Genomic DNA, 11,684 nt, shown 5'->3' on the forward strand with positions numbered 1-11,684 from the left:
TTTGAGTCTGAAAAATGGGTAGGAAAACACCACCTGTGGCGAGGGAGCTTGCTCCCGCTGGACTGCGAAGCAGCCCCAAAACCGGCCAGTCCTTTTCTCCAGGTCCACCGCATGCGCCGGAATACGCCGACTGCGTCGCCGAGCGGGAGCAAGCTCCCTCGCCACAGGGTTGGGTTGGCGTCTTACAGGTCGGTTGTGGTGGCTGAAATGGCTGACTAGAGTGGGGCTGTCGCTGACCGCAGTCAGCGATGGGTTTCGCAGCCCTCAGAAGTGACACACACCGCTAAATGACAACTGTGGCAAAATCCGCCACCGCTTCATTTTATGGCGGCTGTGTGTGGGAGACCTTCGGGTCTGCCGGTTTGACTCTTCTCCGGTCTGCGAACCCGCATACAGCTGCCACCCATTTGTTTCGCAGCAGAAAGGTGGCACTTCCCGACCCATTGAAGAGTGCAACCCATGACGATCAAAAAAACGCTCCACCGTTACGCGCACATGTCCCACCCCGCCACCGACCGCCCTGTCCTCCTGATCGATGCCGATGCCCCATTGCGTGAACTCCACGCCTGCCTCGCCGAACGCCTCAACGCCGTCCTCAAATACCTTGACCTCATCGCCTGCACCAGTCTCCCCGACTACGCTGAACACGACATCAACACCGTCACCAACATCGCCAGGATCCTAGTACAGGATGTGAGTGATGTGTTTCGGGTTATTGAGCAACGGGGGTTTGATGCAGTCGGCTAATGAAATAATTCTGCCGACTGTATCGACACTGATAAATAAATAATCTAGCGCAGCGTTGCCGCAGAACGGCGACACCCCCGAGGTGCCTCATGACCAAGCGGCTTGCAACTCACAGTCTTCGCCCTTTCGCCTATCCCGCGCACGGTTCTTTGTGGCATGCTGGCTTGGCGCCAGCAGTGAGGCGCTAAAACACACGTTCAAGGAGATGAACATGGCACAGACTCGCAACATCATTAATGACTTTCGTTTTGAGATCAGCGAAGGCAATCGCAAGTGCGATGTCAGCAGCGAACATGCAATCTCGAAAGGCGAAAAACATTTTGCTTACGAAAAGGTTCCTGGTCATCGTCTGAATATTTGCATGAGTTGCGCTCCCGCAATTATCCAGAAAGCACAACAGCATTTAGAGAACATCGCAAGAGAGTTCGCCAACTGAGAAAATCGAGGCCAGATCCGAAGAATCTGGCCTTATTTTAAATACATTACTATTCCGACCTGTAACAATATCGCCCCCCTAACATATCGATTAAAAGTAGTGAAAAATGGACGTTAGAATTCAAGCTGGCCTCATTTCATTCTGTGCTGCCCTTATTGTCATGACGGTGACTAACTGGATAAATATCCGATTAGCCACAAAAAAGGCTGAAGACGACACGAACCGAGAGGCTGAGGCAAACCGGCGCGAGAAGCGCGAAAACACCGTAAAAAATCTATATTTGTTAACTAAAAAACTTTCTATCACCAAGCTCGACATGGCGTCAGGGCCCAGCGCGATAAAAGACTTCAACGACAACTACGATAGCGCCAACGAGAACATCGCCGAAGTAATGATGGCATTAACTCTCTACTTTCCAAAAGCCAAATCCGTTTTCAGCTCCATTGATATCGACGCTGCAGAGTACTGGAAAAACTACAAAGACTACTTAACTGTTACTCTACCTATTGCTATTGCGCATACGACCACACCAACTTCTTTGCCCACTAACGCAACAACATTCAAACAAAATGCCGTCAGTGCAGCCCAACGTTGCGGGGCGACGATTTCACAGACTCTCAAAGCTTTGCCTGAATTATAAAAATTAGTTACACGCCAAGTCTAGTATAGACATAGACTTGGCGCCTCGTAACATAGACACCTCAGTGCCCCCAATCATCCTGTACCACACTGAATGCCACAAAAAGCTTTCAACACCCTCAAAAATTCGCCGGCGTATTCGCACTAATAATTTCCGCCTCATCCGCCCCGATATTCCGAAACTTATGCGGCAACGTCGTCGGAAAGTAATACCCATCCCCCGCATTCAGCACACTCACCTGCCCATCCACGGTCAACTCCACCGTGCCACGGGTTACCAAGCCACACTCCTCACCTTCCGCATGCACAATCGGCTCTTCCCCCGAACTCGCGCCCGGTGCGTATTGCTCGCGCAGCAAGCGCATCTGGCGGCTGGGAACCGAGGCGCCGATGAGGAGCAGGCGCAGGCCGTGTCGGCCGAGGTCGGGTTGTTCGTTGGCGCGGAAGACGTATTGGTGTTCGCGCGGGGGCTGGTCGAAGGTGAAGAAGTCGGCCAGGGACATGGGGATGCCTTCGAGCAGCTTTTTCAGAGAGCTGACGGAGGGGCTGACGCGATTCTGTTCGATCAGGGAGATGGTGGCATTGGTCACGCCGCTACGCCGGGCGAGCTCGCGCTGGGAGAGTTTGTAGCTTTCGCGTACTAGTTTGAGTCGAGAACCCGTATCCATGACAGCCTTATGTGAGTAGTACTTAAGGGCAATGGGGGTGGGTGGCGGGTGCCGCGCAAGGCGCGCGGATCACGTTGCTCCCGTGTCCCGGAACCGTGAAAGGCGGCTATTAAATCACGTTTGCCGGTGTTGCTCAGCAGGTTCGATGGACGGTGGGATAAAAGTCCTTCTGGCCTTGGTAATACAGTCACTGTGGGAGCGAGCCTGCTCGCGAAAGCGCTGTGTCAGACGACATGTGCGTTGGCTGAACTGGCCCCTTCGCGAGCAAGCCCGCTCCCACAGTTGGATCTGTTTTGTGTCATTTGGCTTGGTAGCGGTCGTCAGGCCGCCATCGGCGGTGTTGCTACAGCATTAAAAAACCGGCGGGGTCTTGGGGACCGCCGCCGGGGAGGTAACCTAGATGCCGAAGCGGTCGCGCAGCGAGTAGTAGACGGCGCCGAGGGCGGTCAATGGGGCGGAGAAGGTGCGGCCGCCGATCATTGGCATGTGCGGCAGCGAGGCGAACGCGTCGAAGCGTTCGGCGTCGCCGCGGATCATCTCCGAGATCAGTTTGCCGGCCAGGTGCGAGCAAGTGACGCCGTGGCCGCTGTAGCCCTGCATGTAGTAGGCGTTTTTCTCGATGCGGCCGAATTGCGGCATGCGTGACATGGTCAGCAGGAAGTTGCCGGTCCAGCGGTAATCGATTTTGACGTCTTTGAGCTGCGGGAAGGTCTTGAGGATCTTCGGGCGGATCAACTGTTCGATGTCATCCGGCTCGCGTGCGCCGTAGACCACACCGCCGCCGTAGAGCAAACGGTTGTCGGCCGTGAGACGGTAGTAATCCAGCAGGTAGTTGCAGTCTTCGACGCAGTAGTTGTTGGTGATCAGGCTGCGCGCCTGCTTCTCGGTCAGTGGCTCGGTGACGACGATCTGCGAGCCGCAGGGCATGCTTTTAGCGGTCACGCGGTTGTCCAGACCTTGCGGCAGGTAGGCGTTGCCGGCGATCAGCAGGTACTTGGCACGCACCTGGCCTTTGGCGGTACGCACGACGTTCGGCTCGCCGTATTTGATCTCCACGGCAGCCGATTGCTCGTAGATCTTGCCGTCCAGGCGCACGATGGCCGCGGCTTCACCGAGGGCCAGGTTCAGCGGATGCACGTGACCGCCCTGCATGTCCAGCAGGCCGCCAACGTAGGCGTCGGAGCCGACTTCGCGACGAATGTCAGCGGCGTCGAGCATCTTCAGGTTTTTGTTGCCGTAACGTTCCCAGCTGCGCTTCTGCTCAGCCAGACCGTTGAGTTGTTTCTTGTTCATCGCTGCGAAGATGCCGCCCGGGCGGTAGTCGCATTTGATGTCGTATTCCTTGATCCGCGAACGGATGATGTCGGCGCCTTCGAAGATCATGCTGCCGAGGATTTCTGCCGTCTTGTCGCCGTAGCGTTCTTCGATCACATCGACGTCGCGGCTGTAAGAGTTGACCAGTTGCCCGCCGTTGCGACCGCTGGCGCCATAGCCGACTTTCGCCGCTTCCAGCACCGTCACTTTGTAGCCGGCTTCGGTGAGGAACAGCGCCGAGGACAGGCCGGTGTAGCCGGCGCCGATGATGCAGACATCGCACTCGACCGACTCTTCAAGGGTCGGGAAGTCGATGACTTCGTTGCGGGTGGCGGCGTAGTAGCTGTTGACGTGTTGTTGCTTCATTTTATTGTTCTCCGAGGGTCGCCCGTAGGAGCGACCACCGTTGTAAAAGAGTTAGAGCTTGATCCAGGTCGCTTTCAGCTCGGTGTACTTGTCGAACGCGTGCAGCGATTTGTCGCGACCGTTGCCCGACTGTTTGAACCCACCGAACGGCGCGGTCATGTCGCCGCCGTCGTACTGATTGACCCAGACGCTGCCGGCGCGCAGGCCACGGGCGAAGGTGTGCGCCTTGCTCAGGTTGCTGGTCCAGACGCCGGCGGCGAGACCGAAGATGCTGTCGTTGGCGATCTGCAGCGCTTCTTCAACGGTGTCGAAGGTGATCAGCGACAGCACCGGGCCGAAGATTTCTTCGCGGGCGATGGTCATCGCATTGGTTACGCCATCGAAGATCGCCGGTTGCACATAGAGGCCACCGGTTTCTTCGAGGGTACGCTGGCCGCCGGCGATCAACTCGGCGCCCTGCTCGCGACCGATGCTGATGTAGCGCAGCACGTTGTCCAGTTGACGCTGATCAACCACCGCGCCGACGGTGGTCGCGGGATCCAGTGCGTGCCCCGGTTTCCAAGCTTGCAGCGCTTCCACCAGCAGCGGAATGAATTGCTCGCGGATCGAACGTTCGACCAGCAGACGCGAACCGGCGGTGCACACTTCGCCCTGGTTGAAAGCGATGGCGCCGGCCGCAGCCTGGGCTGCCGCGCGCAAGTCCGGGGCGTCGGCGAACACCACGTTCGGGCTCTTGCCACCGGCTTCGAGCCAGACGCGTTTCATGTTGCTTTGGCCGGCATAAATCATCAACTGCTTGGCAATCGCCGTGGAGCCAGTGAAGGCCAGCACGTCGACGTCCATGTGCAGCGCCAGCGCCTTGCCCACGGTGTGGCCGAAGCCCGGCAGCACGTTGAACACGCCTTTCGGGATGCCCGCGTCCAGTGCCAACTGCGCGATGCGAATCGCGGTCAGTGGCGACTTTTCCGAAGGCTTGAGAATGAACGAGTTGCCCGCCGCCAGCGCTGGGGCGAACTTCCAACTGGCCATGATCAGCGGGAAGTTCCACGGCACGATGGCGGCGACTACGCCGGATGGCTCGCGGGTCACCAGACCGAGTTGATCGTGCGGCGTGGCGGCAACTTCATCGTAGATCTTGTCGATGGCTTCGGCGCTCCAGCGGATCGCGTTGGCGGTCGCCGGGATGTCGATGCTCATCGAGTCGCTGATCGGTTTGCCCATGTCGAGGGTTTCCAGCAGCGCCAGTTCTTCCTGGTGTTGCAGGATCAGATCAGCGAAGCGGATCAGGATGCGTTTGCGCTCGGCCGGGGCTTTGTTGGCCCACACGCCGGAGTTGAACGATTGGCGCGCGACTTCGACGGCGAGGTTGGCGTCGGCTTCATCGGTGCTGGCCACGGAGGCGAGGAAACGGCCATCGACGGGGCTCAGGCATTCGAAGGTGGCGCCACTGATCGCCGGGCGATATTCACCGTTGATGAACGCGCGGGATTCGATGGTCAGGGACTGGAAGCGTTGTTCCCAGTCGTTGCGGGTCATGGTCATGGGGGTGACTCACACAGGAGAATTGGTGACCGATATCCCTGTGGGAGCGAGCTTGCTCGCGAATACGGTGGGTCAGTCACCTTCAATGTTGAAGGTGATGGCCTCTTCGCAGGCAAGCCCGCTCCCACAGGGTTTTGCGGTGTTAACGGGATCGCGCTTGAGCGTCAGACCGTATGCAGATACCAGTTGTACTCAAGGTCAGAGATCGAGTTTTCGAACTCGGCCAGCTCGCTTTCCTTGCACGCGACGAACACGTCGATGTACATCGGGTCGATGTAGCGGGCCATGACTTCGCTGTCGTCCAGCTCGCGCAACGCGTCGCGCAGGTTGTTCGGCAGGCTCTGTTCGTTCTGCTCGTAGCTGTTGCCTTCAACGGGCGCGCCTGGCTCGATCTGGTTGGTCAGGCCGTGGTGAATACCGGCCAGCACCGAGGCCATCAGCAGGTACGGGTTGGCGTCGGCGCCGGCAACACGATGCTCGATGCGCACGGCGTCGGCCGAACCGGTTGGCACACGGACTGCAACGGTGCGGTTGTCGATACCCCAGCTCGGCGAGTTCGGCACGTAGAACTGCGCACCAAAACGGCGGTACGAGTTGACGTTCGGGCAGAGGAAGGCCATTTGCGCAGGCAGGGTCTCCAGCACACCGCCGATCGCGTGTCGCAGTGCGGCGTTCTGCTCGGGATCCTCGCTGGCGAAGATGTTGTTGCCTTCTTTGTCCAGGATCGAAATGTGCACGTGCAGACCGTTACCCGCCTGGCCCGGATACGGCTTGGCCATGAAGGTGGTGTCCATCTCGTGGTCGTAGGCGATGTTCTTCACCAGACGCTTGAGCAACACCGCGTAGTCGCAGGCCTTGATCGGGTCGGAGACGTGATGCAGGTTGACTTCGAATTGCGCCGGGGCGCTTTCCTTGACGATGGCGTCAGCCGGAATGCCCTGCTCTTTCGCGCCTTCGAGGATGTCTTGCAGGCAGTCGACGTATTCGTCGAGATCGTCGATCAGATACACCTGAGTCGACACCGGGCGCTTGCCGGAGACCGGCGAACGTGGCGACTGCGGACGGCCGTTCACGTTGTCCTGGTCGATCAGGTAGAACTCCAGTTCGAACGCGGCGCAGATGGTCAGGCCCAGTTCATCGAACTTGCGCACGACGTTGGCCAGCACTTCACGCGGATCGGCGAAGAACGGCTCGCCTTCGATCTCGTGCATGGTCATCAGCAATTGTGCGGTAGGACGCTTCTGCCACGGCTCGATGCTCAGGGTGCCCGGGATCGGGTAGCAGATGCGGTCGGCGTCGCCGATGTCCAGACCCAGGCCGGTGCTTTCCACCGTGGAGCCATTGATATCCAGAGCAAAAAGAGAGGCCGGCAGGTTGATGCCTTTCTCGTAAACCTTGTGGAGGCTGGTGCGTTCGATGCGCTTGCCGCGCACCACACCGTTCATATCCGCAATCAGAAGGTCGACGTACAAAACCTCAGGATATTTCTTAAGGAATGCGTTTGCTTCGTTGAGTTGAACGGTACGCAGAGGGACCGACATGATGCACCTATTTAGCTGTTAATTATTATGTTCACTGCTGTTTCGCCGAGCCAGTCAATCCGAAAGGCAAAGTGAAGTCAATAGCGAACACCTGGCCGCTCAGCGTTTATTTTTCGGGCTTTTTTTAACACTTACGTGCCAATGCAGGCGCCACAAGGCCGGGAATCATGAAGATTTGATGAACGGCGTTTAGAATTTTTTACATGGCAGTTGTTAATTAAAATCAACGAGGCTAAGCTCCGGAAAAGCTCGTTCAAGTGTCAAACTTCGAGGTGAATAAAAATGGCATTCAAGCCATTGATCGGCGTTACTGCGTGCGTCAAACAGATTGGCCTGCACCCCTATCACATCAGCGGCGACAAATACGTTCGCGCTGTCAGCGTTGCGGCGCTGGGGTTGCCGGTGGTCATTCCTTCCCTTGGCAAACTGACTGAAATCGAAGACCTGCTCGGTCAACTCGACGGTCTGTTGCTGACCGGCTCGCCCTCGAACGTGGAACCCTTCCACTATCAAGGCCCGGCCAGCGAACCCGGCACGGATCACGATCCGGCGCGGGACGCCACCACCCTTCCTCTATTGCGTGCAGCCATTGCGGCGGGCGTTCCGGTACTCGGCATCTGCCGTGGTTTCCAGGAAATGAACGTAGCCTTCGGCGGCAGCCTGCACCAGAAAGTGCATGAGCTGCCGGGCATGCTCGATCACCGCGAAGCCGACAGCCCGGACGTGGCCGTGCAGTACGCACCGGCGCATGCCGTGAGCGTGCTCGCTGGCGGTGTGTTCGAGGCGCTGGAGTTGCCCCGCGAGTTCCAGGTCAACTCGATTCACAGTCAGGGCATCGACCGCCTCGCGCCCGGCCTGCGTGCCGAAGCGGTGGCGCCGGATGGCCTGATCGAGGCGATCTCGGTCGAGCACAGCCCGACCTTCGCCCTCGGCGTGCAGTGGCACCCGGAATGGCAGGTGCTGGACAACCCGAACTACCTGCGGATTTTCCAGGCGTTCGGCGAGGCTTGCCGGCAACGGGCGGCGCGACGCAACCAGCGCTGACTCAACCCAGGATTTCAAAACTGTTTACTGCCCCCACGGGGTCGGCGGTTGCGCGTGTGCGCATCCGTCATCCGTGAAAACAACAAACCGTAATAACAACAAGTACGACCCAGGCAGCCAGGACGGCGGCGCCGACCAAGCCGGATCGTAGGAGCAGTGCCCGTCAGGACGCAAAACCCTGTGGGAGCGGGCTTGCTCGCGAAAGCGCTGTGTCAGGTAACAACGATGTCGACTGACACGACGTCTTCGCGAGCAAGCCCGCTCCCACAGGGGAAAGTGATCCGACAGGAAATGCGCTTACAGGCTTGCAATCCACTTAAGCCCGGCCACGTTGGCCGAGCGAACGAAACCTGTTGGGAGTTTCACATGGCAAACGCCTCCAGCACTTACCGGAAGGCACTTGAAGGCCACCAGCAACCGAAAAAGGTTCTGGTGAAAGTCGATCGTGTCACCAAGAAGTTCGACGAAACCACGGCAGTGGACGATGTGTCCCTGGAGATCCACCAGGGCGAAATCTTTGCCCTGCTCGGTGGCTCCGGTTCGGGCAAATCGACCCTGCTGCGCATGCTCGCCGGTTTCGAGCGCCCGACCGAAGGGCGGATTCTGCTCGACGGTGTGGACATCACCGACATGCCGCCGTACGAGCGGCCGATCAATATGATGTTCCAGTCATACGCGCTGTTCCCGCACATGACCGTGGCGCAGAACATTGCCTTCGGCCTCAAGCAGGACCGTTTGCCGGCAAGCGAAATCGACGCCCGCGTCGAAGAGATGCTGCGCCTGGTGCACATGACCCAATACGCCAAACGCAAACCCCATCAGCTGTCCGGCGGCCAGCGCCAGCGCGTTGCCCTCGCCCGCTCGTTGGCCAAGCGTCCGAAGCTGTTGCTGCTCGACGAACCGATGGGTGCACTGGATAAAAAACTGCGTTCGCAGATGCAGCTGGAGCTGGTGCAAATCATCGAGCGCGTCGGCGTGACCTGCGTGATGGTGACCCACGACCAGGAAGAGGCCATGACCATGGCCGAGCGCATCGCGATCATGCACCTGGGCTGGATCGCCCAGATCGGCAGCCCGGTGGACATCTATGAAGCGCCGGTCAGCAGAATGGTCTGCGAATTCATCGGCAACGTGAACGCCTTCGACGGCACCGTGGTGGAAGACCTTGAAGGTCACGCGATCATCCACAGCCCGGACCTGCAACAGAAGATTTACGTCGGCCACGGCGTCAGCACGTCGGTGCAGGACAAGTCGATCACCTACGCGATCCGTCCGGAAAAAATGCTCGTCAGCACCATCAAACCCGAAGTCCGCTACAACTGGTCCGAAGGCAAGGTGCATGACATCGCCTACCTCGGCGGCCACTCGGTGTTCTACGTCGAGCTGCCGGGCGGCAAGATCGTCCAGTCGTTCATGGCCAACGCCGAACGCCGTGGCGCGCGTCCGACCTGGGACGACAAGGTCTACGTGTGGTGGGAAGACGACAGCGGCGTGGTACTGCGCTCATGAGAACCTTCAATCAGCAATTCCTGCGCCTGGTGCCCAGCGGGCGAAAGTTCGTCATCGGTATCCCGTTCATCTGGCTGTTCCTGTTCTTCATGTTGCCGTTTTTCCTGGTGATGAAGATCAGCTTCTCGGAAGCCGCGCTGTCGATCCCGCCGTACTCGGAGATCTACACCTACGCCGAACAGAAATTCCAGCTGATGCTGAACATCGGCAACTACACCATGCTCGGCGAAGACGAGCTGTACCTGTCGGCCTACCTCGGTTCGCTGAAAGTCGCGGCGCTGAGCACGATGATGTGCCTGGTGATCGGTTTCCCGATGGCCTATGCGATCACCAAGGCGAGCAAGGAAGCGCAAAACGTCCTGCTGCTGTTGATCATGATGCCGACCTGGACCGCGATCCTGATCCGCGTTTACGCGTGGATGGGCATCCTCAGCAACAACGGTCTGCTCAACGCGTTTCTGATGTGGACCGGGCTCACCGATCACCCGATCGAGATCCTCAACACCAACACCGCCGTGTATATCGGCGTGGTGTATGCGTACCTGCCATTCATGGTGCTGCCGCTGTACGCCAACCTGGTGAAGCACGACGGCAGCCTGCTGGAAGCCGCGTCGGATCTGGGTTCGAGCAACTTCAACAACTTCTGGAAAATCACCGTGCCGCTGGCCAAGAACGGGATTATTGCCGGCTGCATGCTGGTGTTCATTCCGGTGGTCGGTGAGTTCGTGATCCCGGAACTGCTGGGTGGCCCGGAGACGCTGATGATCGGTCGCGTGCTGTGGCAAGAGTTCTTCAATAACCGCGACTGGCCGGTGGCGTCTGCGCTGGCGGTGGTGATGCTGTTGATCCTGATTGTGCCGATTCTGCTGTTCAACCGCAGCCAGGCCAAAGAGATGGAGGCACGGGGATGAAACGCTTCGGTTTTTCCAAGTTCATGTTGATCTTCGGCCTGATGTTCATTTATCTGCCGATGCTGATTCTGGTGATCTACTCGTTCAACGCCTCGAAACTGGTGACGGTGTGGGGCGGCTGGTCGGTGAAGTGGTACGTCGGCCTGCTCGACAACACCCAACTGATGGGCTCGGTGGTGCGCTCGCTGGAAATCGCCTGCTACACCGCCATTGCTGCAGTGGCGCTGGGCACCCTCGCCGCGTTCGTGCTGACGCGGGTGACGCGCTTCAAGGGTCGCACGCTGTTTGGCGGTCTGGTCACCGCGCCACTGGTGATGCCTGAGGTGATCACCGGTCTGTCGCTGTTGCTGCTGTTCGTGGCGATGGCGCAGTTGATCGGCTGGCCGCAGGAGCGTGGCATCGTCACGATCTGGATCGCCCACACCACGTTTTGTGCCGCCTATGTAGCGGTGGTAGTCTCCGCCCGCCTGCGTGAACTGGATCTGTCGATCGAAGAAGCCGCGATGGATCTGGGGGCCAAGCCGTTCAAGGTGTTTTTCCTGATCACCATTCCAATGATCGCGCCGTCGCTGGCAGCGGGCGGGATGATGTCGTTCGCCCTGTCGCTGGATGACCTGGTACTGGCGAGCTTCGTCTCCGGCCCGGGCTCGACCACGCTGCCGATGGAAGTGTTCTCGGCGGTGCGTCTGGGCGTGAAGCCTGAGATCAACGCGGTGGCCAGCCTGATTCTGCTGGCGGTGTCGCTGGTGACCTTCCTGGTCTGGTACTTCGGCCGCAAGGCAGAAGCCAACCGCAAGAAGGCGATTCAGGAAGCGATGGATCAGACAGCGAATGAGTCGTGGCAGCAGCCGCAACGCGCCGCCACTGCCTAAGCAGCACCGATGAACAACTGTGGCGAGGGAGCTTGCTCCCGCTTGAGTGCGTAGCGCTCACAAGATTTTTGGGGCTGCTTCGCAGCCCAGCGGGA

At 58.8% G+C, this 11,684-nt stretch carries 11 protein-coding genes; 7 read left to right on the plus strand and 4 right to left on the minus strand.

Going from position 1 to position 11,684, the window contains the following annotated elements; genetic code table 11:
- The first annotated feature begins 459 nt into the window (after positions 1–459).
- The 3 genes from NTD85_RS04605 (at position 460) to NTD85_RS04615 (ending at position 1,823) form a co-directional block, all read left to right on the plus strand.
- Positions 460–747 (plus strand): fructose-bisphosphate aldolase, encoded by a 288-nt coding sequence (locus NTD85_RS04605; RefSeq protein ID WP_262141531.1) that lies wholly within the window; start codon positions 460–462, stop codon positions 745–747.
- A gap of 211 nt (positions 748–958) precedes the next feature.
- Positions 959–1,183: a hypothetical protein gene (locus tag NTD85_RS04610; RefSeq protein WP_262141532.1), complete on the plus strand. Its 225-nt coding sequence runs from the start codon at positions 959–961 to the stop codon at positions 1,181–1,183.
- Positions 1,184–1,289: 106 nt separating this feature from the next.
- Positions 1,290–1,823: a hypothetical protein gene (locus tag NTD85_RS04615; RefSeq protein ID WP_262141533.1), complete on the plus strand. Its 534-nt coding sequence runs from the start codon at positions 1,290–1,292 to the stop codon at positions 1,821–1,823.
- A gap of 118 nt (positions 1,824–1,941) precedes the next feature.
- On the opposite strand, the gene NTD85_RS04620 is transcribed toward NTD85_RS04615, so the two are convergent.
- From NTD85_RS04620 to NTD85_RS04635, 4 genes are all read right to left on the minus strand, one after another.
- Positions 1,942–2,490: a cupin domain-containing protein gene (locus tag NTD85_RS04620; RefSeq protein WP_003226097.1), complete on the minus strand. Its 549-nt coding sequence runs from the start codon at positions 2,488–2,490 to the stop codon at positions 1,942–1,944.
- A 396-nt stretch (positions 2,491–2,886) separates the two neighbouring features.
- Positions 2,887–4,170 carry an NAD(P)/FAD-dependent oxidoreductase gene (locus NTD85_RS04625; RefSeq protein ID WP_262141534.1) on the minus strand — a complete coding sequence of 428 codons (1,284 nt, stop codon included), beginning with the start codon at positions 4,168–4,170 and terminating at the stop codon, positions 2,887–2,889.
- 51 nt (positions 4,171–4,221) lie between these two features.
- Positions 4,222–5,712, minus strand: a complete 1,491-nt coding sequence (locus NTD85_RS04630; protein ID WP_262141535.1) for an aldehyde dehydrogenase — start codon at positions 5,710–5,712, stop codon at positions 4,222–4,224.
- Between the two features lie 164 nt (positions 5,713–5,876).
- Positions 5,877–7,253 carry a glutamine synthetase family protein gene (locus NTD85_RS04635; protein WP_003226100.1) on the minus strand — a complete coding sequence of 459 codons (1,377 nt, stop codon included), beginning with the start codon at positions 7,251–7,253 and terminating at the stop codon, positions 5,877–5,879.
- A gap of 282 nt (positions 7,254–7,535) precedes the next feature.
- On the opposite strand from NTD85_RS04635, the gene NTD85_RS04640 reads away from it, so the two are divergent.
- The 4 genes from NTD85_RS04640 (at position 7,536) to NTD85_RS04655 (ending at position 11,589) form a co-directional block, all read left to right on the plus strand.
- Positions 7,536–8,297, plus strand: coding sequence for a gamma-glutamyl-gamma-aminobutyrate hydrolase family protein (locus NTD85_RS04640; RefSeq protein WP_103486745.1), 762 nt, complete (start codon positions 7,536–7,538; stop codon positions 8,295–8,297).
- Between the two features lie 366 nt (positions 8,298–8,663).
- Positions 8,664–9,806 carry an ABC transporter ATP-binding protein gene (locus tag NTD85_RS04645; protein WP_003226103.1) on the plus strand — a complete coding sequence of 381 codons (1,143 nt, stop codon included), beginning with the start codon at positions 8,664–8,666 and terminating at the stop codon, positions 9,804–9,806.
- Between the two features lie 29 nt (positions 9,807–9,835).
- Positions 9,836–10,717: an ABC transporter permease subunit gene (locus NTD85_RS04650; protein ID WP_371260449.1), complete on the plus strand. Its 882-nt coding sequence runs from the start codon at positions 9,836–9,838 to the stop codon at positions 10,715–10,717.
- Positions 10,714–11,589, plus strand: coding sequence for an ABC transporter permease subunit (locus tag NTD85_RS04655; RefSeq protein ID WP_003226106.1), 876 nt, complete (start codon positions 10,714–10,716; stop codon positions 11,587–11,589). Before NTD85_RS04650 ends, NTD85_RS04655 begins: the two co-directional genes overlap by 4 nt.
- The last annotated feature ends 95 nt before the right edge of the window (positions 11,590–11,684 follow it).

Origin of the sequence: Pseudomonas sp. 13B_3.2_Bac1 (assembly GCF_025466205.1) — a bacterium.
Taxonomy (GTDB): Bacteria; Pseudomonadota; Gammaproteobacteria; order Pseudomonadales; family Pseudomonadaceae; genus Aquipseudomonas; species Aquipseudomonas fluorescens_H.